Annotated in this window: 28 protein-coding genes, 4 tRNA genes and 1 pseudogene; 17 read left to right on the top strand and 16 right to left on the bottom strand. The window is 63.9% G+C overall.

Annotation, left to right across the window (positions count from 1 at the left end; all coding sequences use genetic code 11):
* Positions 1–81 precede the first annotated feature (81 nt).
* The 3 genes from AC2FLM_RS04620 to AC2FLM_RS04630 all read left to right on the top strand — a co-directional run bounded on the left by AC2FLM_RS04620 (position 82) and on the right by AC2FLM_RS04630 (position 3,876).
* Complete coding sequence (locus tag AC2FLM_RS04620; RefSeq protein WP_496856123.1) at positions 82–3,519, top strand: pyruvate carboxylase; 3,438 nt, start codon at positions 82–84, stop codon at positions 3,517–3,519.
* Positions 3,520–3,693: 174 nt separating this feature from the next.
* Positions 3,694–3,768, top strand: a tRNA-Gly gene (locus AC2FLM_RS04625).
* Positions 3,769–3,801: 33 nt separating this feature from the next.
* Positions 3,802–3,876 (top strand) — tRNA-Gly (locus AC2FLM_RS04630).
* A gap of 57 nt (positions 3,877–3,933) precedes the next feature.
* Here AC2FLM_RS04630 and AC2FLM_RS04635 read toward each other — a convergent pair.
* Entirely contained in the window at positions 3,934–4,422 is a 489-nt protein-coding gene (locus AC2FLM_RS04635; RefSeq protein ID WP_496856125.1) for a hypothetical protein, read from the bottom strand.
* 150 nt (positions 4,423–4,572) lie between these two features.
* On the opposite strand from AC2FLM_RS04635, the gene AC2FLM_RS04640 reads away from it, so the two are divergent.
* From AC2FLM_RS04640 to AC2FLM_RS04650, 3 genes are all read left to right on the top strand, one after another.
* A tRNA-Gly gene (locus AC2FLM_RS04640) sits at positions 4,573–4,647 on the top strand.
* 161 nt (positions 4,648–4,808) lie between these two features.
* Positions 4,809–6,161, top strand: coding sequence for an aminotransferase (locus tag AC2FLM_RS04645; protein ID WP_496856127.1), 1,353 nt, complete (start codon positions 4,809–4,811; stop codon positions 6,159–6,161).
* Positions 6,162–6,179: 18 nt separating this feature from the next.
* Positions 6,180–6,989, top strand: a complete 810-nt coding sequence (locus tag AC2FLM_RS04650; RefSeq protein WP_496856129.1) for a vWA domain-containing protein — start codon at positions 6,180–6,182, stop codon at positions 6,987–6,989.
* Here the strand turns inward: AC2FLM_RS04650 and AC2FLM_RS04655 are convergent.
* Positions 6,976–7,215, bottom strand: coding sequence for an Lrp/AsnC ligand binding domain-containing protein (locus AC2FLM_RS04655; protein ID WP_044029069.1), 240 nt, complete (start codon positions 7,213–7,215; stop codon positions 6,976–6,978). The genes AC2FLM_RS04650 and AC2FLM_RS04655 overlap by 14 nt on opposite strands.
* A 160-nt stretch (positions 7,216–7,375) precedes the next feature.
* Here AC2FLM_RS04655 and hisB point away from each other — a divergent pair, with 160 nt between their 5' ends.
* The gene (hisB, locus tag AC2FLM_RS04660; protein WP_496856131.1) at positions 7,376–7,963 is read left to right on the top strand and encodes an imidazoleglycerol-phosphate dehydratase HisB; all 588 of its coding nucleotides are present in this window, start codon (positions 7,376–7,378) and stop codon (positions 7,961–7,963) included.
* Entirely contained in the window at positions 7,963–8,601 is a 639-nt protein-coding gene (gene hisH / locus AC2FLM_RS04665) for an imidazole glycerol phosphate synthase subunit HisH (RefSeq protein ID WP_234219218.1), read from the top strand. Before hisB ends, hisH begins: the two co-directional genes overlap by 1 nt.
* A gap of 88 nt (positions 8,602–8,689) precedes the next feature.
* Here the strand turns inward: hisH and AC2FLM_RS04670 are convergent, their stop codons facing one another.
* Complete coding sequence (locus tag AC2FLM_RS04670; protein ID WP_496856134.1) at positions 8,690–9,406, bottom strand: helix-turn-helix transcriptional regulator; 717 nt, start codon at positions 9,404–9,406, stop codon at positions 8,690–8,692.
* A gap of 93 nt (positions 9,407–9,499) precedes the next feature.
* On the opposite strand from AC2FLM_RS04670, the gene AC2FLM_RS04675 reads away from it, so the two are divergent.
* Positions 9,500–10,039, top strand: coding sequence for a peroxiredoxin-like family protein (locus tag AC2FLM_RS04675; RefSeq protein WP_496856136.1), 540 nt, complete (start codon positions 9,500–9,502; stop codon positions 10,037–10,039).
* A gap of 46 nt (positions 10,040–10,085) precedes the next feature.
* Here AC2FLM_RS04675 and AC2FLM_RS04680 read toward each other — a convergent pair whose 3' ends face one another.
* Positions 10,086–10,484 (bottom strand): DUF2147 domain-containing protein, encoded by a 399-nt coding sequence (locus AC2FLM_RS04680; protein WP_164131859.1) that lies wholly within the window; start codon positions 10,482–10,484, stop codon positions 10,086–10,088.
* A 134-nt stretch (positions 10,485–10,618) separates the two neighbouring features.
* Here AC2FLM_RS04680 and hisA point away from each other — a divergent pair, with 134 nt between their 5' ends.
* The 5 genes from hisA (at position 10,619) to AC2FLM_RS04705 (ending at position 13,644) form a co-directional block, all read left to right on the top strand.
* Positions 10,619–11,341 (top strand): 1-(5-phosphoribosyl)-5-[(5-phosphoribosylamino)methylideneamino]imidazole-4-carboxamide isomerase, encoded by a 723-nt coding sequence (gene hisA / locus AC2FLM_RS04685; RefSeq protein ID WP_234143342.1) that lies wholly within the window; start codon positions 10,619–10,621, stop codon positions 11,339–11,341.
* A 76-nt stretch (positions 11,342–11,417) separates the two neighbouring features.
* On the top strand, positions 11,418–11,912 hold the full coding sequence (locus AC2FLM_RS04690; protein ID WP_496856139.1) for a DUF2867 domain-containing protein: 495 nt from the start codon (positions 11,418–11,420) through the stop codon (positions 11,910–11,912).
* A 33-nt stretch (positions 11,913–11,945) separates the two neighbouring features.
* Positions 11,946–12,707, top strand: coding sequence for an imidazole glycerol phosphate synthase subunit HisF (gene hisF, locus AC2FLM_RS04695; protein WP_234216311.1), 762 nt, complete (start codon positions 11,946–11,948; stop codon positions 12,705–12,707).
* Positions 12,704–13,021, top strand: a complete 318-nt coding sequence (locus AC2FLM_RS04700; RefSeq protein ID WP_496856141.1) for a phosphoribosyl-ATP diphosphatase — start codon at positions 12,704–12,706, stop codon at positions 13,019–13,021. Before hisF ends, AC2FLM_RS04700 begins: the two co-directional genes overlap by 4 nt.
* A 62-nt stretch (positions 13,022–13,083) precedes the next feature.
* Positions 13,084–13,644, top strand: a complete 561-nt coding sequence (locus tag AC2FLM_RS04705) for a hypothetical protein (protein WP_234143338.1) — start codon at positions 13,084–13,086, stop codon at positions 13,642–13,644.
* On the opposite strand, the gene AC2FLM_RS04710 is transcribed toward AC2FLM_RS04705, so the two are convergent.
* From AC2FLM_RS04710 to rlmB, 4 genes are all read right to left on the bottom strand, one after another.
* Positions 13,641–14,111: a CoA-binding protein gene (locus tag AC2FLM_RS04710; RefSeq protein WP_234177101.1), complete on the bottom strand. Its 471-nt coding sequence runs from the start codon at positions 14,109–14,111 to the stop codon at positions 13,641–13,643. The two genes, AC2FLM_RS04705 and AC2FLM_RS04710, sit on opposite strands and share 4 nt — an antisense overlap.
* 196 nt (positions 14,112–14,307) lie before the next feature.
* Positions 14,308–14,760 (bottom strand): YHS domain-containing (seleno)protein, encoded by a 453-nt coding sequence (locus AC2FLM_RS04715; protein ID WP_234219211.1) that lies wholly within the window; start codon positions 14,758–14,760, stop codon positions 14,308–14,310.
* A gap of 96 nt (positions 14,761–14,856) precedes the next feature.
* The gene (locus tag AC2FLM_RS04720; protein WP_234219210.1) at positions 14,857–15,156 is read right to left on the bottom strand and encodes a hypothetical protein; all 300 of its coding nucleotides are present in this window, start codon (positions 15,154–15,156) and stop codon (positions 14,857–14,859) included.
* Between the two features lie 15 nt (positions 15,157–15,171).
* Positions 15,172–15,945 carry a 23S rRNA (guanosine(2251)-2'-O)-methyltransferase RlmB gene (gene rlmB / locus AC2FLM_RS04725; RefSeq protein ID WP_496856144.1) on the bottom strand — a complete coding sequence of 258 codons (774 nt, stop codon included), beginning with the start codon at positions 15,943–15,945 and terminating at the stop codon, positions 15,172–15,174.
* Between the two features lie 116 nt (positions 15,946–16,061).
* On the opposite strand from rlmB, the gene AC2FLM_RS04730 reads away from it, so the two are divergent.
* Together AC2FLM_RS04730 and AC2FLM_RS04735 are read left to right on the top strand one after the other, a co-directional pair.
* A tRNA-Tyr gene (locus AC2FLM_RS04730) sits at positions 16,062–16,145 on the top strand.
* 158 nt (positions 16,146–16,303) lie between these two features.
* Positions 16,304–17,233, top strand: a pseudogene (locus tag AC2FLM_RS04735) (IS5 family transposase); the annotation flags it as partial.
* Here the strand turns inward: AC2FLM_RS04735 and ureG are convergent.
* Genes ureG through AC2FLM_RS04775 form a run of 8 tightly spaced genes read right to left on the bottom strand, consistent with a single transcriptional unit; the run spans position 17,193 to position 22,337 of the window.
* Positions 17,193–17,900, bottom strand: coding sequence for an urease accessory protein UreG (ureG, locus tag AC2FLM_RS04740; RefSeq protein ID WP_496856147.1), 708 nt, complete (start codon positions 17,898–17,900; stop codon positions 17,193–17,195). The pseudogene AC2FLM_RS04735 and the gene ureG overlap by 41 nt on opposite strands.
* Positions 17,897–18,550: an urease accessory protein UreF gene (locus AC2FLM_RS04745; protein WP_496856149.1), complete on the bottom strand. Its 654-nt coding sequence runs from the start codon at positions 18,548–18,550 to the stop codon at positions 17,897–17,899. Before AC2FLM_RS04745 ends, ureG begins: the two co-directional genes overlap by 4 nt.
* A complete protein-coding gene (gene ureE, locus AC2FLM_RS04750) occupies positions 18,534–18,986 on the bottom strand; it encodes an urease accessory protein UreE (RefSeq protein ID WP_496856151.1) in 453 nt (150 codons plus the stop codon). The genes AC2FLM_RS04745 and ureE overlap by 17 nt, the downstream gene beginning before the upstream one ends.
* Before the next feature lie 19 nt (positions 18,987–19,005).
* Positions 19,006–20,715, bottom strand: coding sequence for an urease subunit alpha (gene ureC / locus AC2FLM_RS04755; protein ID WP_496856153.1), 1,710 nt, complete (start codon positions 20,713–20,715; stop codon positions 19,006–19,008).
* Positions 20,715–21,020: an urease subunit beta gene (locus AC2FLM_RS04760; RefSeq protein ID WP_496856155.1), complete on the bottom strand. Its 306-nt coding sequence runs from the start codon at positions 21,018–21,020 to the stop codon at positions 20,715–20,717. The genes ureC and AC2FLM_RS04760 overlap by 1 nt, the downstream gene beginning before the upstream one ends.
* On the bottom strand, positions 21,017–21,178 hold the full coding sequence (locus AC2FLM_RS04765; RefSeq protein WP_234217032.1) for a hypothetical protein: 162 nt from the start codon (positions 21,176–21,178) through the stop codon (positions 21,017–21,019). The genes AC2FLM_RS04760 and AC2FLM_RS04765 overlap by 4 nt, the downstream gene beginning before the upstream one ends.
* Before the next feature lie 18 nt (positions 21,179–21,196).
* A complete protein-coding gene (locus tag AC2FLM_RS04770) occupies positions 21,197–21,499 on the bottom strand; it encodes an urease subunit gamma (protein ID WP_234137656.1) in 303 nt (100 codons plus the stop codon).
* Position 21,500: 1 nt separating this feature from the next.
* Positions 21,501–22,337: an urease accessory protein UreD gene (locus AC2FLM_RS04775; RefSeq protein WP_496856327.1), complete on the bottom strand. Its 837-nt coding sequence runs from the start codon at positions 22,335–22,337 to the stop codon at positions 21,501–21,503.
* A gap of 379 nt (positions 22,338–22,716) precedes the next feature.
* On the opposite strand from AC2FLM_RS04775, the gene urtA reads away from it, so the two are divergent.
* Positions 22,717–23,997: an urea ABC transporter substrate-binding protein gene (gene urtA / locus AC2FLM_RS04780; protein ID WP_234137654.1), complete on the top strand. Its 1,281-nt coding sequence runs from the start codon at positions 22,717–22,719 to the stop codon at positions 23,995–23,997.
* The last annotated feature ends 46 nt before the right edge of the window (positions 23,998–24,043 follow it).

Here is a 24,043-nt window from a genome sequence, read left to right on the forward strand (position 1 = left end):
TTCTACCCAGAACTACCAATATCACTGCGGCTATTGTCCGCGTAAACCCCACTGCCAACTGACCAATTACCGGGACCTGCCATGACCGAATTCAAGAAGATCCTGATTGCCAACCGGGGCGAGATCGCCATCCGCGTGATGCGCGCCGCCAACGAGATGGGCAAGAAGACGGTTGCCGTCTATGCCGAAGAGGACAAGCTGGGCCTGCACCGGTTCAAGGCCGACGAAGCCTATCGCATCGGCGAGGGCATGGGCCCGGTCGCCGCCTATCTCTCGATCCCCGAGATCATCCGGGTGGCCAAGGAAAGCGGCGCCGATGCGATCCATCCGGGCTATGGCCTGCTGAGCGAGAACCCTGATTTCGTCGATGCCTGCGTCAAGAACGGCATCACCTTCATCGGGCCGCGCGCCGAGACCATGCGCGCGCTGGGGGACAAGGCAAGCGCCCGCAAGGTAGCCATTGCCGCCGGTGTTCCGGTGATCCCCGCGACCGAGGTTCTGGGCGACGACATGGATGCGATCCGCGCCGAGGCCGCCGAGATCGGCTATCCGTTGATGCTCAAAGCCTCGTGGGGCGGTGGTGGACGCGGCATGCGCCCCATCCACAGCGAAAAGGAACTGGCCGAAAAGGTCATGGAGGGCCGCCGCGAGGCCGAGGCCGCATTCGGCAACGGCGAGGGGTATCTGGAAAAGATGATCATCCGCGCCCGCCACGTCGAGGTGCAGATCCTGGGCGACAAGCATGGCGAGATCTATCACCTGTGGGAGCGCGACTGCTCGGTTCAGCGCCGCAACCAGAAGGTGGTCGAACGCGCCCCCGCCCCCTATCTGAGCCAAGCCCAGCGCGAGGAACTTTGCGATCTCGGCCGCCGTATCTGCGCCCATGTGAACTATGAATGCGCCGGTACCGTCGAATTCCTGATGGATATGGACAGCGGCAATTTCTATTTCATCGAGGTCAACCCGCGCGTGCAGGTCGAGCATACGGTGACCGAAGAGGTGACGGGCATCGACATCGTGCAGGCCCAGATCCTGATCGCCGAGGGCAAACCGCTGGCCGAGGCCACCGGCAAGGCCAGCCAGGACGAGATCGCGCTGAACGGCCACGCGTTGCAGACCCGGATCACCACCGAGGATCCGCTCAACAATTTCATCCCCGATTATGGCCGCATCACCGCCTATCGCTCGGCCACCGGCATGGGCATCCGCCTGGATGGCGGCACGGCCTATGCGGGCGGTGTGATCACACGCTATTACGACTCGCTCTTGACCAAGGTCACCGCCTGGGCGCCGACCCCGGAAAAGGCCATCGCCCGGATGGACCGCGCCCTGCGCGAATTCCGCATCCGTGGTGTCAGCACCAATATCGCCTTTGTCGAGAACCTGCTGAAACACCCGACCTTCCTGTCGAACGAATACACCACCAAATTCATCGACACGACGCCGGACCTGTTCCAGTTCAAGAAACGGCGCGACCGGGGCACCAAGGTGCTGACCTATATCGCCGATATCACGGTGAACGGGCATCCCGAAACCCGCGACCGCCCGATGCCCGCCGCCGAGGCCCGCATGCCCAAACCGCCCGCCAAGCGGGGCGAGCCGCGCATGGGCACCCGCAACCTGCTGGAGCAGAAGGGCCCGCAGGCGGTGGCCGACTGGATGAAGGCGCAGCGCCAGCTGCTGATCACCGACACCACGATGCGCGACGGTCACCAGTCGCTGCTGGCAACCCGGATGCGTTCGATCGACATGATCCGGGTGGCACCCGCCTATGCCGCCAACCTGCCGCAACTGTTCAGCGTCGAATGCTGGGGCGGCGCGACCTTTGACGTGGCCTACCGCTTCCTTCAGGAATGCCCCTGGCAGCGACTGCGCGACCTGCGCGAGGCGATGCCCAACCTGATGACCCAGATGCTGCTGCGCGGCGCCAACGGGGTGGGCTATACCAACTATCCCGACAACGTGGTGCGCGAATTCGTGCGCCAGGCCGCCAAGGGCATCGACGTGTTCCGCGTCTTCGACAGCCTGAACTGGGTCGAAAACATGCGCGTCGCCATGGATGCGGTGGTCGAGCAGAACAAGATCTGCGAAGGCACGATCTGTTACACCGGCGATATCCTGAACCCCGACCGCGCCAAGTATGACCTGAAATACTATGTGGCCATGGGCAAGGAACTGCGCAACGCGGGCGCCCATGTGCTGGGTCTCAAGGATATGGCGGGCCTGTTGAAACCCGCCGCGGCCAAGGTGCTGATCCGCGCGCTCAAGGAAGAGGTGGGCCTGCCCATCCACTTCCACACCCACGACACCGCCGGCATCGCCAGCGCCACCATCCTCGCCGCGTCTGAGGCCGGGGTGGACGCGGTCGATTGCGCGATGGACAGTTTCTCGGGCAATACCAGCCAGGCGACGCTGGGTACCGTGGTCGAGGCGCTGCGCCATACCGACCGCGACACCGGGCTGGACGTCAAGGCGATCCGCGAGATCAGCGATTATTTCGAGGCGGTGCGCGGGCAATACGCGGCCTTCGAAAGCGGGCTTCAGGCCCCCGCCTCCGAGGTCTATCTGCACGAGATGCCCGGCGGCCAGTTCACCAACCTCAAGGCGCAGGCGCGCTCGATGGGGCTGGAAGAGCGCTGGCATGAGGTGGCGCAGATGTATGCCGATGTGAACCAGATGTTCGGCGATATCGTCAAGGTGACCCCCAGCTCGAAGGTGGTGGGCGACATGGCGCTGATGATGGTCAGCCAGGGCCTGACCCGCGCCCAGGTCGAGGACCCCAAGAGCGACGTGGCCTTCCCGGATTCGGTCATCGACATGATGCGCGGCAATCTGGGCCAACCGCCGGGCGGCTTCCCCACCGCGATCCTGTCCAAGGTTCTGAAGGGAGAGGCGCCCAATACCGAGCGCCCGGGCGCGCATTTGCCGCCCGTCGATCTGGAAGCGGTCCGCGCCCAGGTGTCCAAGGAGTTGGAGGGCAAGGAGGTCGATGACGAGGACCTGAACGGATATCTCATGTATCCCAAGGTGTTCATGGATTACATGGGCCGCCACCGCCAATACGGCCCCGTCCGCACCCTGCCCACACGCACCTTCTTTTACGGGATGGAGCCGGGCCAAGAGATCACTGCCGAGATCGACCCTGGCAAGACGCTGGAAATCCGCTGCCAGGCCATCGGCGAGACCGACGAGAACGGCGAGGTCAAGGTGTTCTTTGAACTCAACGGCCAGCCCCGCGTGATCCGGGTGCCGAACCGGCTGGTGAAGTCCACCACCATGCAGCGCCCCAAGGCCGAGCCGGGCAATGCCAACCACCTGGGTGCGCCGATGCCCGGCGTGGTGGCCACCGTCGCGGTGCAGGCCGGGCAGCAGGTCAAGGCGGGCGATCTGCTGCTGACCATCGAGGCGATGAAGATGGAAACCGGCATCCATGCCGAGCGCGACGCCACCGTCAAGGCGGTGCATGTCCAGCCCGGCGGCCAGATCGACGCCAAGGACCTGCTGGTCGAGCTGGAATAGGCCCGAGGCCCATCCCGAGACACAGGCCGCGCCCCCAACCGGGCGCGGCTTTTTCATACCTGTCCCCGCCCGTGCCAGCGCCCGGAAAACGGGGCAAAGAATTTTCCGCCCGGCCCGCATTTTCCACTTGCAGGCCCCGGCAGTAGTTTATATCTCCCTCCTCACTCAAACGGGGCGGGCGTAGCTCAGGGGTAGAGCATTACCTTGCCAAGGTAAGGGTCGTGAGTTCGAATCTCATCGCCCGCTCCAGATTGAGACCTCAGGCCGGATGGCCAAACGGATGCGGGCGTAGCTCAGGGGTAGAGCATTACCTTGCCAAGGTAAGGGTCGTGAGTTCGAATCTCATCGCCCGCTCCAGATCACTTCAGAACAGTTCGGATTTCTGTGGATCGGAGCGGTCCGTCTTGGGCCGGGTCAGCCCATTTCTTCCTGACACGCAATCGCGGCCTCCAGCGCGGCCATGCTGCCGGTAAGGTCGATCGACATCACCTCGCCATTCTCGTTGTACAGCGTCATCGTGTACCTGGCGGCGATGTCATACAGGAAATCGGGGTTGTCGAAGAGAATATCCGCACCCGGTAAACCTTCGAGATACATACCGCGCGCCTCGGCCTCGTATTCCTCGCCGTCAAGCGCGAACAGGACCGGATACCACTCCCCTTCAACGATACCGCCCCAGGCTTCGTTGAAAGCGGTCACGTAGCCCGCCCCCTGCAGGCGGTCGAAGCCGATACGCACGATCGAGCCGTCGGTGAATTCCGACTGGATCAGACAGCCGTTCCCAAGCGTCGGATCGATCATCACATCCCAGTAATCCGAGGATCCCCAGTGCTCCAGAGACTGGGCCAGAACGGGAACCGCAACCGTCGACCCAAGCGCCAGCGCGAGTGCTGCAAGTTTCATGATAAGTACCTCCCCAATGGTCTGGCCAGCATGGTCCGGTTTCGTGCGGGCTATCAATGGTTTTCGACACCACCGGCGCGGCTGTCCGCAATCGCTGCACGATTTCCCTTGCGGGCCGGGCCTTGCCCAACTAATCACCGCCCCACGGATGCGGGCGTAGCTCAGGGGTAGAGCATTACCTTGCCAAGGTAAGGGTCGTGAGTTCGAATCTCATCGCCCGCTCCAGATACTCGGACAGGCCGCCCAATGGGCGGCCTTTCGCGTTTCGGGATGGTTATCCGTCGCACCTTCATTTTGATCAAAAATTTTGACGCCGCCCGCGATCTGCGGCAATGCTTGGCGCAACTGACTCGCCGCCCCGTGCGGCTAACCGGAGGTATCTGGCCATGGCCCCTGTGATCTATCCCACCACCAACCTTGCCGCCACCGAACAGCTTGTGCTGGACCATGGCAAGGGCATCTATGTCTATGACGCGGACGGCAACGAGTATATCGAGGGGCTGGCCAGTCTCTGGTGCACCTCGCTGGGCTATGACAATGCCGAGGTGATCGGCGCGATCACCGATCAGCTGAACAAGCTGCCCTTTTCCCACACCTTTGGCGGCAAGACCCATGAGCCGATCATGAAGCTTGCCGAAAAGCTCAAGGCGATGGTGCCGGTCGAGGATGCCTATTTCTTCTTCGGCAACTCGGGTTCGGATGCCAACGACACCCATTACAAGATGCTGCGTTACTACTTCAACGCCATCGGCAAGCCGGAAAAGCGCAAGATCATCACCCGCGAGCGCGGCTATCACGGGGTGACCGTGGCCGCCGGTTCGCTGACCTCGCTGCCCGCGAACCTGGCGCATTTCGATGCGCCGGTCGAGGCGCTGCATATCCTGCGCTCGGACGCGCCGCATTACTATACCGGGCGTCAGGGCAACGAGACCGAGGCGCAGTTCGTCGACCGCATCCTCGACAATCTGGAACAGCAGATCCTGGCCGAGGGCGCCGATACCATCGCCGCGATGATCGTCGAGCCCATCACCGGCGCCTCGGGCGTGATCGTCCCGCCCGAGGGCTATTACGAAAAGCTCCAGGCCCTGCTGCGCAAGCATGACATCCTGGTCTGGGCGGATGAGGTGATCTGCGGCTTTGGTCGCACCGGCGCCGATTTCGGCTGCACCACCATGGGGATCAAGCCCGACCTGATGACCTTTGCCAAGCAGCTCAGCTCGGCCTATTTCCCGATCTCGGCCTCGGTCATCCCGGGCTGGATGTATGAAAAGATGATCGCGCCTTCGGCGGCGGTCGGCGTGTTCGGCCATGGCTATACCTATTCCGGGCATCCGGTGGCCTGCGCCGCGGCGCTGAAAACGCTGGAGATCTACGAACGCGACAAGATCTTTGACCATGCGGCCGAGGTGGGCGCTCATATGCAGGAGCAGTTGCGCGCCATCTTCACCGATCACCCGCTGGTGGGCGAGGTGCGCGGCAAGGGACTGATCGCGGCGCTGGAGCTGGTGTCGAACAAGACCACCGGTGCGACCATCGAAAAAGGCGCGGGCGGCGCCACCGTGCAGCGGCTGGCACAGGAAAACGGTCTGCTGATCCGCGCGGTCGCAGGCAATTCGGCCGCACTCTGCCCGCCGCTGATCATCACCAGGGACGAGGTGGACGAGATGCTGCGCCGCCTCAAGAAAGCCGTCGACGCCGCCTATGCCGAGTTGAAGGACAAGGGGCTGATCGCCGCCTGACCCTTCGACCTTTGGCGCATGGACAGATCGCCCGTGCCTCGGCCAAGCTGGGGTATGGAGCGCGACTCTGACACCCCGGCATCCGGTCGCACCGGACGCGCCGCCCGCGTGGCGGCGCTTCTTGTTGCGGGTCTCGCTCCCGCGCCCGCAATCGGCGAGGCCGACTGCACCAGCGATGCGATGATCGTGTTCGACGCCTCCGGCTCGATGGCCGAGATGGGGTATAATGGCCTCGACCGGCCCCGCATCCTGGACGCGCGCGAGGCGATGCATGACACCCTGCCCCGGATTGCCACCCTGCGCCGGCTGGGTCTGGTCACATATGGTGCCGCCATGGATGGCGCAGCGGACGGTGATCTGTGCAAGAGGGTCTCGATGCCCTTCGCCCCCAGCCCCGATGCAGCGGGGCCGATCCTGAATCTCATCGACGGGATCGAGCCCGATGGCAACACCGCATTGACCGATGCCGTCGACCTGGCCGCCCGCGTGTTTGACGAGCCGCCCCGCCCAGGTGTTATCGTTCTGGTCACCGATGGCGAAGAGACCTGCGGCGGTACGCCATGTGCGCTGGCGACCGATCTGGCCCGTACCGCACCCGGCCTGACCGTGCATGTGATCGGGTTCCGGGTGCGTTCGCAATTCTTCGGCTGGGAAGGGGGCGACGGCAACCCCACCGTCCCCGAGACGATCAGCCCGGCCGAATGTCTGGCCCAGGCCACGGGCGGGGAATATGTCTCGACCGAGACCGTCGAAGAGTTGATCCGCGCCCTGAACCAGACGCTGGGCTGCCCGCTCTACGGCGCGCTGGCGCCGCTCAGAACGCCTTGAACGTCATCGTGGTCAGCGAGCGTTCGATATTGGGGATCACCAGCAGATGGTCGTTGATATATTTGCCCACATCCGCGCCCGCCGGGATGTAGAGCTTCATCAACAGGTCGTATTCGCCGCTGGTGGAATAAAGTTCGGAATGAATCTCGCGCAGCGCGATATCCTCGGCCACCTTGTAGGTGCTGCCGGGCTTGCAGCGGATCTGGATGAATACGCAGGTGGTCATGCCGCCTCTCTCATGCTTGTTCGGCCAAAGGCTGACACGCGCCGCCACCGGGTGCAATCCCCTGTTTTCGCGCAACAGATCGCAGCGCCCGAGTCGCGGCACTCTGGCATTTGCACGCGCCCCGTGCCAAAAGCCAGCCGAGATCAGAAGGAACCCGCCCATGCGCCGTGCCAGCATCAGCCGCCAGACCGCCGAGACCGAGATCTCGGTCGAACTCAACCTCGACGGGACCGGAGCCTATGACAACCAGACCGGCGTCGGCTTCTTCGACCATATGCTGGACCAGCTGGCGCGCCATTCGCTGATCGACATGACGATCCGCGCCAAGGGCGACTATCACATCGACGACCACCACACGGTCGAGGATACCGGCATCGCGCTGGGTCAGGCGCTGAGCGCCGTCCTGGGCGACAAGCGCGGCATCCGCCGCTATGGCGAATGCCACTTGCCGATGGACGATGCGCAGGTGCGCTGCGCGCTCGACCTGTCGGGTCGGCCTTTCCTGGTGTGGAACGTGGACCTGCCGACAGCCAAGATCGGCACGTTTGATACCGAACTGGTGCGCGAGTTCTTTCAGGCCTTCAGCACCCATGGCGGCATCACCCTGCATGTCGACCAGCTGCACGGGCTGAACAGCCACCACATTGCCGAGGCCGCGTTCAAGGCGGTGGCCCGTGCCCTGCGTCAGGCGGTGGAGGCGGACCCGCGCAAGGGCGACGCCATCCCCTCGACCAAGGGCACGCTCTGATGCTCACCGCCATCATCGACTATGAATCGGGCAACCTGCACTCGGCCGAAAAGGCGTTTCAGCGCATGGCGCGCGAGACCGGCGCGGGCGAGGTCGTGGTGACCTCGGACGCCGATGTGGTGGCCCGCGCCGACCGGCTGGTGCTGCCGGGCGATGGTGCCTTCCCCGCCTGCGCGGCGGAACTGCGCGGCCACAAGGGGCTCTATGACGCGATGGTCGAGGCTGTCGAGCAGAAGGGCCGTCCCTTTCTGGGCATCTGCGTCGGCATGCAACTGATGGCCACCACCGGCCACGAATACGAAGAGACACCCGGGCTGGGCTGGGTCGCGGGCGACGTGGTGCGCATCACGCCTGCGGATGTCGCGCTGAAAGTGCCGCATATGGGCTGGAACGATCTTGTGATCGAAACGGAACACCCGGTCTTTGACGGGATCACCAGTGGCGATCACGTCTATTTCGTGCATTCCTATCACTTCCGGGTCACCAATCCCGCCGAGCGGCTAGCGCATGTGGATTATGGCGGGCCTGTCACCGCGGTGGTTGGAAGAGATACGATGGTTGGCCTGCAATTCCATCCCGAGAAAAGCCAAGCCATCGGCCTGCGCATGATCGGCAATTTCCTGACCTGGCGCCCCTGAAAGGGGGGCCGTTTTCCGGAACGGATAACGGGTCGGAAAACAGATGTTTTCCGGGCCGGAGTTCTTGCAGAACTCCGGCATCCTAGCCTCACCCACTGCGCAGCGCCATCGGCGCCGCCCCATAGGCGCGGCGAAAGGCGCGGGCAAAGGCCTCGGGCGAGCCATAGGCATAGCGCCGCGCCACCCGGTCGACCCGGTCGCCGCGACCGAGGTCCTGCGCCGCGAGGGTCAGCCGCCAGCGCCTAAGATAGCCCATCGGGGTCTCGCCCACTTGTGCTGCAAAAAGCTCGGCGAAACGTGACAATGACAGACCGGCCTCGGCCGCCAGATCGCCATTGGTCCAGACCCGGCCCGGATGGTCATGCATCGCCACGATAGCCCGGCTGAGGCGCGGATCGGCGAGCCCGGCCAACAGGCCCGGGCGGGTCGCCCCCTGTGCGATCTGGTCCCGCAACAGGCGCACCATCAATACCTCGCCCAGCCGGTTGATCACCGATTGCGCCCCGCAGCGCCGCGCCGCGACCTCGACCCGGATCAGCTCCACCACCGCGCGCGCCTCGGGATCGGCGCTCAGATCGAACCGGACCACTTCGGGCAGCGCTGCCAGAAACGGGTTGCTCTCTCCCGACCAACTCACGCGCGCCGCAAACAGCGGATCGCCCAGCTGCCCAGTTCCCGCAGGATAGAACAGCAATTCAACCGGCCCCCCGTCAGCCCCAGCCAGGGCCAGCAGATTGGCTTCCTCCGGCGCGGCGGCCTCGACCCGCAGCTGGAACCGCTCCATCAATGTCGTCAGCCTGTCCATGCCAATATCGGAGCCCCTGTCAGAAAATTCGGATTTCCCGAACATTAAACCCTGCGACAAGGCGGGGCAATTCACATCCCAAGGAGATCTCCGATGCTGATGCCCCGTCAGACCACCCCGCCCCTGTCGCTGCCGCTGGTGGGCGGTGGCCAGTTCGATCTAAGTGCCGAAACCTCGACGCGCGGCACGCTGATCTGTTTCTATCGTGGCCTGCATTGCCCGATCTGCGCCACCTATCTCAAAGAGCTGGAAAAGCGGGTGGCGGATTTCGCCGAACGCGGCGTGTCCTGCGTTGCCGTCAGCTCGGACAGCGAAGAGCGCGCGCAGGCGATGGCGGAAAAGGTCGGCGGCGAGCGCGCTTTGCGCTTTGCCTATAACCTGCCCCTGGCCGAGGCGCGCGACTGGGGGCTCTATATCTCCACCTCCCGCGGCAAGACCTCGATCGGGATCGAGGAACCGGCGCTGTTCTCGGAACCGGGCCTGTTCCTGGTCACGCCCGAACGCACGCTCTATTACGGCGCGGTGCAGACCATGCCCTTTGTGCGTCCGCATTTCGCGGAACTGGTGGCGGCGCTGGATTTCGCAATCCCCAACAATTACCCAGCGCGGGGCGAATACACCGGCGCCGTCTGAATTCGCCCGTCGAAGGCAGGGGCAAAAGCCCCTGCCGTTTCCAGACTCAGTTGACGCGTTTCCAGGTCTGGCCACGGCAAATCAGTCCACCGGCGACGCAGCCTTTGACGGTCAGCGCGTTTCCATCGAGCGACATCTTGGAGCTGTAGGTCTTGTTGGAATCGGGCGCCCAGATCTGCCCCCCCGAATAGGACCCGCCGCCACCCGGCTGCATGTCCCAGATCATACGCTTGCCCTTGTGTTCGTAATCTGTCTGCTCGGCCCCATCCTTGTCAAAAGCAGTCTTGATGGTCCCGCAAACATTCGAACCGCAAGGCGCGACAGCAACGTGAAGATAGCCGCCCGTATCGCCCGGTTCGGTTTTCCAGGTACCTGCCGCCGGATCGGCAAGGGCGGCACTCGCGGCACCAAGACCAAGCGCAGCGGCGAGAATCAGTCTGTTCATTCGTATTCCCTCCTGTTTGCAGCCAGTGTGGCGCGCCCGGCGCCAGTCGAGCAAGGCTGACTTTGGGTCGCGTTGCATCGCCTTGCTGTCTTGTGCCATATCGCGGCCGTCACTCAGCAGAAAGCCGCTTGCCCATGATCCTCTACCCCGCAATCGACCTCAAGGACGGCCAGGCCGTGCGTCTCGTACATGGCGAGATGGACCAGGCGACCGTGTTCAATGATAATCCCGCCGCGCAGGCGCTGGAGTTTGTCGCGGCGGGCTGTGAATGGCTGCATCTGGTCGACCTGAACGGTGCCTTTGCCGGAGAGCCGGTCAATGCCGCTCCGGTCGAGGCAATCCTGGAGCAGTGCAAGGTACCCGCGCAGCTGGGTGGCGGCATCCGCGACATGGCCACCATTGAACGCTGGCTGGACAAGGGGCTGGCCCGTGTGATCCTCGGCACCGTGGCGGTCGAAAACCCCGATCTGGTGCGCGAGGCGGCGCGGGCCTTCCCCGGCAAAGTGGCCGTGGGCATCGACGCCCGCAACGGCCGCGTCGCCACCAAGGGCTGGGCCGAAGAGACCGACGTGATGGTCACCGATCTGGCCAAATCCTTCGAGGATGCGGGCGTGGCCGCGATCATCTATACCGACATTCTGCGCGACGGCGCCATGAAGGGGCCGAATATCGAGGCAACTGCCGATCTGGCCCGTGCCGTGTCGATCCCGGTCATCGCCTCGGGCGGGGTCTCCTCGCTGGAGGATCTGATCGCGCTGCGCGATTGCGGCGCGGCGCTGAACGGCGCGATTTCGGGCCGGGCGCTCTATGACGGGGCGCTCGACCTGAAACAGGCGCTGAGCGCGCTCAAGGGCTGAGGACTGCGACACCGCGCCCGGTTTCGGGACCGGGCGCTTTGCTGTGTGATCCGGGCAGACCTCAAGGGGAACGCATATGACCCGCAGCTATGCTGTTGTCGAAAAGACCCCGCTGCCCGCAACCGCGCAGCTGTGGCAGGCGGTGCAGCCTGGCGATTTCATCGATGGCTATGCGGTAGAGAGCCGGATATCGCCGCGCGAGGCGGCAGAGATCGGGCTGTCCCTGCCCGGCTGGGCCAATGCCCTGCTACGCCTGCGCAACTGGATCGTGCGGCCGCTTGGCCTCAAGACCGAGGTTTCCGACACTGGCGACAAGGCGATCTTTCCGGTCACCTACGAGGGTGCGGACGAGCTGATCCTGGGCGCCGATGACAGCCACCTGAACTTTCGCATCGCGCTGGTCCAACAGGCCGGGCGGCTGCACATGGCGACCTGGGTGCATCGCAACAACCTGCTGGGGCGGGTTTATCTGGCGGTGGTGATGCCGTTTCATATCCTGATCGTGCGCGGGGCCATGCGCCGCATCGCCCGGCACGGCGGCGCGATTGCATCCGCGCCGGGGGCACAGTAAAGACGGGCGACCCCGGCAACCCGCGAGGCCGCCATGCTGAAGACCCGCATCATCCCCTGTCTCGACGTCGCCGATGGCCGCGTGGTCAAGGGCGTGAATTTCGTCGGCCTGCGCGACGCGGGCGACCCGGTGGATGCCGCCCGCGCCTATGACGCGGCGGGCGCGGACGAGATCTGTTTTCTCGACATCCACGCCACCCATGAAAACCGCGGCACCATGTTTGACGTGGTCAGCCGCACCGCCGAGCAGTGTTTCGTGCCGCTCACCGTGGGCGGCGGCGTGCGCACGCATGCCGATGTGCGCGCGCTGCTGCTGGCGGGCGCCGACAAGGTCAGCTTCAACTCGGCTGCGGTGGCCAATCCGGACGTCATTGCCGAGGCCGCCGACCGGTTCGGCAGCCAGTGCATCGTCTGCGCCATCGACGCCAAGACGGTAGCGCCGGGCCGCTGGGAGATCTTTACCCATGGCGGGCGCAAGCCCACCGGGATCGACGCGGTGGAGTTTGCCCGTCTTGTCACCGCCAAGGGGGCCGGAGAGATCCTGCTGACCTCGATGGATCGCGACGGCACCAAATCGGGCTTCAACCTGCCCCTAACCCGCGCCATCGCCGATGCGGTCGACGTGCCGGTGATCGCCTCGGGCGGCGTCGGCACGCTGGATCACCTGGTCGAAGGTGTGACCGAGGGGCATGCAAGCGCGGTGCTGGCCGCCTCGATCTTTCACTTTGGCGAGTATACCATCCGCGAGGCCAAGGAACACATGGCCGCCGCCGGCATCCCGATGAGGCTGACATGAGTATCCTGCACGATCTTGCTGCCACCATCGAGGCCCGCAAGGGTGCCGACCCGGACAGCAGCTGGACCGCCAAGCTGCTGGCCAAAGGGCCCGAGAAATGCGCCGAGAAATTCGGGGAAGAGGCGATAGAGGCGATCATCGAAGCGGTGAAGGGCGACCGGGCCAAGCTCACCTCAGAGGCGGCGGATGTGCTCTATCACTTCCTCGTCATGCTGGCCGCGCGCGATGTGGCACTGGATGATGTGCTGGCCGAGCTGGCCCGCCGCCAGGGCCAGAGCGGCATCGCCGAAAAGGCGGCGCGGACCAAAGGTTGACCCTCCGGCGCTGAGCGGTACGATCCAAGCACCGGAACCGACGATCCCGACCGAGGTATCCCATGATCACATTCCGCGCCCTGCTCGCCACGCTGGCCGTGCTGCTGTTGACCGCCTGTAGCGACACGCAAACCATCAGCCAGAAAGACGTGGCCGCGCTGGCGCAACACCTACGCGCGCTGGGGCCGGAGGTGGACCCCGCCGAAGCGCAGCGCGCCGCCGAGATTTCATACAGTTACGGTCGGCAACTGGCGCGCGAGTATAACGTGACCAGCAGCCCCATCGTGCATAACGCCAAGGTTCTGAACGGCTTTCGCGAGCGCGGCCTGTGCGTGCACTATGCCCAGGACATGCAAAAGCGCCTCAATCAGGAAAATTTCCGCACCCTGGTCGTGCATCGCGCCATTGCCGATCCCGACAGCATCTGGCGGATCGACCACAGCACCGCCATCCTCAGCCGCCGGGGCGATGACATGTTCGACGGCATCGTGCTGGATCCCTGGCGCTATGGTGGAGACCTGTTCTGGGCCCCCACCCGCGAGGACACGCGCTATAACTGGCGCCCGCAGCGCGAGGTGCTGGAGAAGAAAGCTGCCGAGAAACTGGCGCGCCAGCCCTCTTAAAGCTTGGACGAGATGATGCCGGTGGCGAAACCGCCCATGCGCAATTCGCCAAAGAGCCGTTGATATTCGATCTTGGGGCAGCGGTTCTGGATCACGTCGATCCCGCGCGCCTCGGCCTGCGCCGCAGCCTCGGCATGCTCGACCCCGATCTGCATCCAGATCGTCTTGAGGCCGGGAAAAACCTCCAGCGCCTCCTCGACGATGGGCGGCACCGCATCAGAGCGGCGAAATATATCGACCATATCGACCGGTTCGCTGATCTCGGACAGACCCGCGCGCACCGTCTCGCCGAACAGGCGCTGGCCGGCATGGCCCGGATTGACCGGAATCACCCGGTACCCTTTCAGCCCCAGATAGCGGGCCACGTAATAGCTGGGGCGCACAGGGTTCATCGACACGCCGACAACGGCAATCACCTTTGTGCGCTTGAGAATCTGTTTAAGATGATCGTCGGAATAGTCTGGCATGACCGAACCCTAAACCACCCGGAGACAAGAAAAAAGCGCCCAAGTCATGCTTGGGCGCCAGGTACGGAACGAGGGACAGTGAAATGACGCACGGCAGTTCCAGTCCGCGGTCATTGTGACATTTAGGCACTCATATTCAGAAAAAAAGAGGGGCGCGCCAAAAAAGTGATGACAGGGCGTCGACGCAGCCGCGCAATTACCGGTCCAGGACAGCCGGCCAGTTGCGGCGGGCGCCGTCGATATTGCCCGCGATATCCTCGGCCCAGAGCCGGGCAACCTCGGGAGAGTGGATGAGAAACAGCTCTCCGTCGACGATCTGCCAGGCGGTGGGATCGGTGTCGGTGGTATAGCCGCGCGCAACCGCATAGGCGCAATACCCGCCGAATTGCGGTGCAAAGGCGCGGGGATTGGCCTCGAACGCGGCGCGGTTCTCGTGGCTGGCAAAATGCCAGAGCGCCCCTTTCCACATCACCGCGATCGTGGGCGCCCCCGGTACCGGGGTGCCTTCGGTGAAATAGGCCACCGTGTCATAACCGCGAATCGCAGCGCCGTCTTCGGCAAAGAAAACGGGTGTCTCCGCCCAAAGAGGCAGGGCAGCGGCGGTCAGGACACCGGCAAGGCCGGTCAAGAGGGTACGTCGGTTCAGCATCGTCACGCGATATGGTTTCGTCGTGGGATAAAATGCCGCTCTCGAAGCCAATAGGAAAGAGACTTGACGGTTATGTGATCGACCCGTGTGCGGGGATCAGTCGAAGATATCCTCGACCTTGTCCCAGACCTCATCCAATGCGCGCGAGAACAGCCCCTTGCGCTTCTTTTGCTTCTTCGGCTTGCGCTTCTTGTCCGGCTTTTGCTGCGGTTGCGAAACGACCTGCTCGACGTCCGGTTTCAAAGGCACCGGCGCGGGCTTCGTTCGCTCGGGCGCCGGGGCGGCCTCGACCTGCTGGATGGGCGCGCCGCAGGCCTCGCAGGCCAGCATGCCCGACCGCCCCGCCGCCAATGTCGCGCGGGCGCCGCAGTAACAGCAGGTGACAAGCTTGGGCATGGGGTCTGGGTCCGGTTAATGCGATTTGGAAGCATATAGGGCGATTGCCGCCGCATTCGAGACGTTGAGCGAGCCGAAACCGCCTGCCGCGTCGATCTTGACCAGCTTGTCGACCGTTTCCTTGGTCTTTTGCCGCAACCCCGGCCCCTCGGCCCCCAGCACCAGCGCCACCGCACGGTCGCGTTGCCCGGCCAGCGCGGTCTCGATCGTCTCGTCGGCCTCGCCATCCAGCCCCAGCACCAGATAGCCCATGTCCTGCAACTCGGTGATAGCATCGGCCAGGTTGCGCATCCGCAGATAGGGCTGCCGTTCCAGCGCGCCGCTGGCGGTCTTGGCCAGGGCACCGGTTTCGGGCGCCGAATGGTGGCGGGTGCCGATCACGGCGCTGGCGCCCAGAACCTCGGCCGAACGCAGGATGGCGCCCACGTTATGCGGGTCGGTCACCCGGTCGAGCAGAATCAGCCGCGGGCTTTCCGCCCCGATCGCGACCTCGGCCAGACTGCCCCAGTTGAGCGGCTTGACCTCAAGCGCCGCGCCCTGATGGACCGAGCCGGGGTCGATCGGCGCGGTGAACTTGCGGGCATCGGCCAGTTCCGGTTCGATCCCCGCCGCGTCGATGGCCTCGGCCAGTTTTTCCCGCGCGTTCAGCGTCACGATCAGGCGGAGTTTTTCGCGTTTCGGGTTCATCAGCGCATCGCGCACGGCATGCAGACCAAACAGCCAGACCGTCTCGGAGGCGGACGCTTTTTTGGCCTGTTCCTTCTCGACCACCCATTTCGGTTTCTTCATGTTCAGCGCCCTCCGGGTGCGGCAAAAGTTTCCTGCGCCAAAGCGGATTTTTCCTGTTGACGCTCCATTGGGACGCTAGTAATCACGCCTCCACGTCAGGCGCAACGCCTGACAGTGGGCGACAGGCCGCAAGGTGTGGCAGGGGACTGTAACTCCCTCGCGGAGACGCACGCCTGGTTCGATTCCAGGGTCGCCCACCACTCAGTCTTCCTAAAACCGTATTGGATACCTGCTCTCTGATTAGAGTGTATTTTTCCGCAGGTCACGAGGAGTGGTGGCGGTAGAGACCGGCATTGTTGCAGAACTCTGACCATGAAGGATTCACATCACGAATCCATGCGGTTAGACGGATGATAAGAGCAAGCCCAAGCCCGCCCGTTACCGCACGACAAACTGGTCCACCTACAATGCTGCGCTCCGCAAACGTGGGTCGTTGCTTATCTGGCTGGACAAGGAGATGGCGTGGTTCGCGCCGCATGAAGGCTGCCCTGGGCGCCCGCCGGTGTTCTCTAATGCAGCGATCCAATTCTGTCTGTCGATCAAGGTGCTGTTCAAATTGCCTCTCAGACAGACCGAGGGGATGGTCGCGAGCCTGTTGAAGCTGGCGGGACTGGATTGGCCGGTGCCCGACTTTTCCACCCTCTGCCGCAGGCAGAAGACCCTTGCCGTTCAGGTCCCATGTCGCCGTGGCGACGGACCGCTCAACCTGCTCGTGGACAGCACAGGCATCAAGTTCCTCGGCGATGGCGAATGGCAGGCCCGCACGCACGGGGTGCAGTGGCGGCGCCAATGGCGCAAGGTACATCTGGCCATGGACCCGACCAGGTCCGACATCCGTGCCGTCGAATTTACCCCCAACCGGGATGGCGACAGCCCCGTGCTGCCCGACCTGCTAGGCCAAATCCCGGCAGACGAGCAAATTGGCAAGGTCACCGCTGACGGTGCCTATGACACGCGCCGCCGCCACACCGCCATAATCGCGCGTGATGCTGTGCCGATCATCCCGATACGCAAGAATGGGCGGCCTTGGAAAGAAGACTGCCCGGTCGCCAAGGTCCGCAATGAGACCTTGCGCGCGACCCGCTACTACGGCCGGGCGTTCTGGAAGCGCTGGACCGGATACCACGCCCGCAGCCGGATCGAGGCGAAGATGCGCTGCCTGAAAGCCTTCGGTGAGCGCATCATGGCGAGAGACCCCGACCGCCAGACCGCCGAAATCCACATCCGCATTGCTCTCATGAACCGCTTCAACGCCCTCGGCACCGCCGAAATCGTCCGCATGGAATGACCTCAGTGGGGTAAGGGGAAATCACGCCGCAAGCCGGAGTTCTGCAACAATGCCCGTTCAGCCCCCCGATGCTCGCCAGCAGTTCGACAACCTGATCGATCCCGGTCCGATGACGCAGCGCGGTGAATACGAATGGACGCTCCTTTCGCATCCTGCGCGCATCCCGCTCCATCACCTCCAGCGACGCGCCCACATGCGGGGCCAGATCGGTCTTGTTGATGATCAGGATATCGGATTTCGTGATCGCCGGCCCGCCCTTGCGGGGGATCTCCTCGCCCGCTGCGACGTCGATCACGTAGAGCGTCACATCCGCCAGTTCCGGGCTGAAAGTGGCCGACAGATTGTCGCCGCCGCTTTCGATCAGAACGATATCCAGGTTGGGATGGCGTGCGCAAAGCTCGGCCACGGCGGCCAGGTTGATCGAGGCATCCTCGCGGATCGCGGTATGCGGGCAGCCGCCGGTCTCAACCCCGATGATCCGGTCCTGTGGCAGGATCTGCATCCGCATCAGGGCCTCGGCATCCTCTTGCGTATAGATGTCATTGGTGATGACACCGACGGAACAGACATCGCGCAGGGCCTCGGCCAAGGCGGCGGTCAAGGTGGTCTTGCCCGCGCCGACAGGTCCGCCGATGCCGACGCGCAGGGGGCCGTTCATGCTGCTCATGTTCGAAAGATCCTTGAATACTGGGTTTCATGTTTCATCGACGCGATATCGGCCAGGAACGCGGTCGAACTCAGATCGTCCAGCCCAGCCGCAAGCGCCTGTTCCGCAAGCTGCGCGCAGAGTGGTGTCAGCTCACGGATCAACCGCTGCGCCTCTGTCTGGCCCAGGGGCACAAGGCGGGTGGCGCAGGCGACCAGATTGCTCATGAAAGCCTGAAGGAAAATCTGCGTCGTCAGCAAGAGCGGCAGATCCTGCAAGCGCGCCGCATGTCCCACTGCGACCGGATAAGCAAGTCCGCCCAACTCGAAGCCCCAGACATCGCCGGTCACGGACCCAAAGGCCTGCCCCAGAAGGTGGGTTTCCATTACCCGTTCGGACGAGGCGCAAAAGGCCCGCGCGGTGGCGTCGATACCCGCCAGTGCGCCTGCATCCCCCGCCCGATGGGCCGCGACAAGAAACAGCGCATCGTTCCAGCCCGCCCCGTGGTCCAGCACATCCGCGATCCAGGCGCCGGTGTCTTGCACGGTTGTGACCGCACCCGCGTCAATCGCGGCCTCCAGCCCGTGGGAATAGGCGAACCCCCCCACCGGGTAGGCCGGGGACAACCATTGGGTCAGCGTCAGGATAGCGGTGTCAGTGGGCGTGGCCATGGGTCCTGCCGTGGCCATAGGCCCCGCCTTCGGGAGTGAAGGGTTCGACAACCTCGCGCAGCTCGGCCCCCAGCTTCAACAACATGTCGCGCAGGACATGATCGCGCTGGATCAGCAGGCGGGTCGGCTCGATCTGGCAGGGCGTGTGCCGGTTCCCGATATGCCAGGCCAGTTGCAACAGGTTGTCGCCGCCAACCTCGAGCAACTCTTCGGGGGCCGCGACGATCTCGACCTCGCGCCCGTCCTCCAGCACCAGCACGCCACCATGGTCGAGCGAGCGGGTCTGCGCCAGATCGACCAGAAAGGTCTCTCCCGCATCCGTGGCCAGCATCTTGCGGCGCAGAAAGCGGCCGTCATAGTCCAGCGAAACCTGGGCGAAAGCCGGCGCATGAGGGTGATCGCGGTAGATGCGAGCGGTCTTTATCGCGGTGCTCATCGGGGGTCTCCTTGCGGGCTCAGAACAGGAAATAGCGCTGCGCCATCGGCAGCACCACGGCAGGTTGGCAGGTCAGCAACACGCCATCAGCGCGAACCTCGTAGGTTTCCGGATCGACCTCGATCCGGGGGGTCGCGTTGTTCAGCAGCAGGTCGCGCTTGCCGATCGCGCGGGTGTTGCGCACGGCAACCGTCTGTTTCGCCAGCCCCAGCCTTGCGCGTACGCCATCGACCTGCGCGGCATCGGAGACGAAGATCACGGCCGAGTGCTCGACCGAGCGGCCATAAGCGCCCCACATCGGCCGGGAATAGACCGGCTGCGGCGTCGGGATCGAGGCGTTGGGATCCCCCATCTGGGCACAGACGATGGTGCCGCCCAGCAGCACCATTTCCGGTTTCACCCCGAAGAAAGCCGGATCCCACAGGACGAGATCGGCGCGTTTGCCTTCCTCGATACTGCCGATCTCATGCGCGATGCCGTGGGCGATAGCCGGGTTGATCGTGTATTTCGCGATGTAACGGCGAACCCGGAAATTGTCGTTATCACCACTTTCCTCGGCGAGCCTGCCGCGCTGTTTCTTCATCTTGTCGGCGGTCTGCCAGGTGCGGATCAGCACCTCACCCACCCGGCCCATCGCCTGACTGTCGCTGGCGATGATGGAAAACGCGCCCATGTCGTGCAGAATGTCCTCGGCCGCGATGGTCTCGCGCCGGATGCGGCTTTCGGCGAAAGCCACGTCCTCGGGGATCGACTTGTCGAGATGGTGGCACACCATCAGCATGTCGAGATGTTCCTCGACCGTGTTCACGGTAAAGGGGCGCGTGGGGTTGGTCGAGGAGGGCAGAACATGGTCCTCGCCGCAAATCCGAATGATGTCGGGGGCATGGCCGCCGCCTGCACCCTCGGTGTGAAAGGCATGGATCGTCCGGCCCTTCATGGCCTTGACCGTCTGTTCCACGAAACCGCTCTCGTTGAGCGTATCGGTGTGGATCATCACCTGCACGTCCATCGCGTCCGCCACCGACAGGCAACAGTCGATCGTCGCTGGTGTCGTACCCCAGTCTTCGTGCAATTTCAGGGCGCAGGCCCCGGCCAGCACCTGTTCCTCCAGCGCGGCGGGCAGCGCGGCATTGCCCTTGCCCGCAAAGGCAAGGTTCATCGGAAAGGCATCGGCGGCCTGCAACATCCGCCCGATATGCCAGGGGCCGGGCGTGCAGGTGGTGGCCAGCGTGCCATGGGCCGGCCCGGTGCCGCCGCCCAGCATGGTGGTCAGGCCCGAATGCAGCGCGTCCTCGATCTGTTGCGGGCAGATGAAGTGGATATGACTGTCGAAGCCGCCCGCGGTCAGGATCCGCCCTTCGCCGGCGATGATCTCGGTGCCCGGTCCGATGATGATGTCGACGCCGGGCTGAGTATCCGGGTTCCCGGCCTTGCCAATCTTGTGAATGCGCCCGTCTTTGAGGCCGATATCGGCCTTGGTGATGCCCGCGTAATCGACGATCAGCGCGTTGGTGATCACCGTGTCCACCGCGCCCGCCGCACGGGTGGCCTGCGACTGACCCATGCCGTCGCGGATGACCTTGCCACCGCCGAACTTGACCTCTTCTCCATGAACAGTCAGGTCCCGCTCTACCTCGATGATCAGATCGGTATCAGCCAACCGAAGCTTGTCGCCGGTGGTGGGGCCGAACATTGCGGCATAGTCGCTGCGCTTTATCTGTGCCGGCATCAGAGAGGCCCCATGACCTGTTGGTTGAACCCGTAGATATTGCGTGCCCCGCCGATCGGGATCAGCGAGACCTCACGGCTCTGCCCCGGCTCAAAGCGCACGGCGGTGCCCGGTGCGATGTCCAGCCGCATCCCGAGCGCGGCTGCGCGGTCGAACTGCAAGGCGGGGTTGGCTTCGGCGAAATGATAGTGTGACCCGACCTGGACGGGCCGGTCGCCGGTGTTCGACACCATCAGTGTGGTCGCCATGGCATCCGCGTTCAAAAGGATCAGCCCCTCTGCCGGGAACAGCTCTCCCGGGATCATCTGGGCAACCGCGACAACAGGGCAATGACGATAAGGGCGATCAACGCCAGCCCCACGCCCAGGCTCGCATGATCGGTTCCATGAGCGTGTATATGGGTATCGGTATGGGCCATGGCGGGGCTTGCGAACACGAGCGCGGCAAACAGCATGCGGGTCATTGGAAACTCCTTGTCAGATCAGCGGATGGGGTTGTGGACGGTGACCAGCTTGGTTCCGTCCGGAAAGGTGGCCTCGACCTGAACGTCGTGGATCATCTCGGGCACGCCTTGCATGCATTGGTCGCGGGTGACGACCTCGGCCCCGGCCTGCATCATCTCGGCGACCGAACGGCCGTCGCGGGCGCCCTCGACAACCGCCTCGGTGATCAGGGCAATCGCCTCGGGGTGATTCAGCTTGACGCCCCGCGCCAGCCGCCTGCGGGCAACCTCGGCGGCCATGGCGACCAATAGCTTGTCTTTCTCACGCGGTGTCAGGTTCATGTCAGAGCATCCAGCATCGGGGTAAGGTGTCGTCATTGAGCAGGCGCAGAACCGGCAGCAGATCGCGCCTGAGGGTAAAGCTGTTTTCAGCGAGCATCCGGATCACCAGCAGGTCCGGCTTGATCAAACTGGCACCGGCTGTGTCGGGCAGCAGCGCGCGGACCGGGGTCAACCGCACCTCGGCGGTTGGCGCGGCCAGAACGACCAGCGCCATTGCCCCGGCGCCATTGGCGATGTGCGGCCTGGCGAGATGGGCATGCAGATCGTCAGAGAACCGCATCGCATCCAGAAAGACCGGCGCCGCGCCGCGCCGGATCTCGACCCGGTCGCGCAGGCGGATATCGGTCAGGGTCTCTCCCATCGCGGCACGGCCAAATACCAATGGCTCGACCATCAGCAGGGTTGCATCCGGCGCCATGTCGATGCGCAGACGACGATCCAGCGCGCTGCGGTTGAACAGGATGGTCTCTTGCGGCAGCCAGTTCAGTCTTGCGCCGGGTTCGATCGTCAGGCTTGTAGCGACCTGCCCCCAGCTATCGGGTTGCGCCTTGTAGATGCGTTCGCATGCCTGCGAAGTCAGGGTCAGCGTCGTACCCGAGGCGGCCGCGCCGGTGAACCGGAACCTGTCCCCCCCGGTAATGCCACCCGCGGTGTTCAGCAGGACCGCGTCCAATCCCCGGCCCGCCGGGCGGGGAAACAGGCATTTGAACGACCCCGCCTGATGCAGGTGGTCCAGAACAGACCTGTCGCCCAAAGGCTTGGTGCACAGCCGAATCGCACCCTTGGCGCGCGGGGCCGCCTGTGCCTTGTCGGGCGATATGGGAGCAAGGTGGGTAATGGGGCACCTTCAACGGGCTGTTTCGCACCACCTGTTTCGCCGCTGCAGCGTCAGAGCACTATTCCACCATGCGGCCAGCCGGCCCGATTCCCTCGCCCCTGATCATCTTTTAGGCAGCAGTCCGACCCACAGATCAAAAAACGGGCAGATACAGCCGAAATGTGGAAATGCTGAACAGGCCGGTTGCGCAAATTGCTGCATTGCAGAAATCGTATGAATGCCCACAGCGGAGAGACATTCCGAAGGGTGTGTGACGGCTGCGCGAATTGGACCTCGGACACAACCGCCACACGGAACGCAACAACAGTTGCGGGGATCAGGTAGTAGAAGAGCACGCCGTGACGCAAGCCCTCTCTCCCGGCCCCGCCAGGAGGATCATATGACATCTTTCAAATCCACACTCGCCGGTTCGGTCGTATTTGCCGCCATGGCCACCGCCACGCTTGCGGCCGAAGACACGATCAAGGTGGGCGTGCTGCATTCGCTGTCGGGCACCATGGCGATTTCTGAGACCACCCTGAAGGACACGATGCTGATGCTGATCGACCAGCAGAACGCCAAGGGCGGGCTGCTGGGCAAGCAGCTTGAGGCGGTCGTGGTCGACCCGGCCTCGGACTGGCCGCTGTTCGCCGAAAAGGCACGCGAGTTGCTGACTGTACACGAGGTCGACGTGATCTTTGGCAACTGGACCTCGGTCAGCCGCAAATCAGTTCTGCCGGTGATCGAAGAGCTGAACGGGCTGCTGTTCTACCCGGTGCAATACGAGGGCGAGGAATCGTCGAAAAACGTGTTCTACACCGGCGCCGCCCCGAACCAGCAGGCGATCCCGGCCACCGATTATTTCCTGGATGAACTGGGAGTCGAGAAATTCGCGCTGCTGGGCACCGACTATGTCTATCCGCGTACCACCAACAACATCCTCGAAAGCTATCTGAAGCAGAAGGGCATCGCCGACGAGGATATCTTTGTCAATTACACGCCTTTCGGCCATTCCGACTGGTCCAAGATCGTGGCCGATGTGGTCGCCCTGGGCGCGGATGGCAAGAAGGTGGGCGTCATCTCGACCATCAACGGGGATGCCAATATCGGGTTCTACAAGGAGCTGGCGGCGGCCGGTGTTTCGGCGGATGACATCCCCGTCGTGGCCTTCTCGGTGGGCGAGGAAGAACTCTCGGGTCTGGATACGACCAACCTTGTCGGCCACCTTGCAGCCTGGAACTATTTCCAGTCGGCCGATACCGAGGCCAATGCCGAATTCGTCGAGACCTGGAAGGCCACGATGGGCGAGGATCGGGTCACCAACGACCCGATGGAGGCGCATTACATCGGTTTCAACATGTGGGTGAACGCCGCGACACAAGCGGGCTCGACCGAGGTCGACGCGGTGCGGGCCGCCATGTACGGTCAGGAATTCCCGAACCTGACCGGCGGCACCGCGGTCATGCTGCCGAACCACCATCTGGCCAAGCCGGTCCTGATCGGCGAAATCCAGGCGGACGGTCAGTTCGACATCATCAGCGAGACCGACGTGGTGCCGGGCGACGCCTGGACCGACTATCTGCCGGAATCCGCCGTCCTGAAATCGGATTGGAAGGATCTGGGCTGCGGCATGTACAACACCCAGACCCAGACCTGCGTTCAGACCCTGTCGAACTACTGATCCCAATTGCAAGGCGGGCGCCCCGCCCGCCTTGCCTCAGGACATC

The organism is Ruegeria sp. SAZD011 (assembly GCF_059612545.1).